Here is a 345-nt window from a genome sequence, read left to right on the forward strand (position 1 = left end):
TGCCGCAGAAGCACAGGCACCAGATCGCCATGATCGCCTTGCGCAGCGCGGCTCCAGCCAGGGACGGCTTCGGTCCCGAACGTGTCGGCTTCGTGCCGTCTGCTTCCATCGCTGCGAGTTCCGCCAGAACCTCATCCACGAAGGCGTCCACGTCGGCGAAAGCGTCCCAGGATGCCGAAGACGTCTTTGCGGTTCTGATGGCGGTACCCATATGATGCTGGCTCGGTGGCTGTTAACGACGACCCCGACATAGCCATCCAGCCTCCCACGTGTCATTCCTCTTTTCAGCTCAAAGTAGCATCCTGGTCAGCACAGGCCGGCATGCCCACTCTGCGAACAGATTCT

At 60.9% G+C, this 345-nt stretch carries 1 protein-coding gene; it reads right to left on the bottom strand.

The annotated features are described in order from the left end of the window. On the bottom strand, positions 1-211 hold a 211-nt coding region (locus tag N826_RS39380; RefSeq protein ID WP_044438144.1), incomplete at its 3' end, for a hypothetical protein. Positions 212-345: the final 134 nt, after the last annotated feature.

This window comes from Skermanella aerolata KACC 11604, from assembly GCF_000936425.1.
Lineage (GTDB): Bacteria > Pseudomonadota > Alphaproteobacteria > Azospirillales > Azospirillaceae > Skermanella > Skermanella aerolata.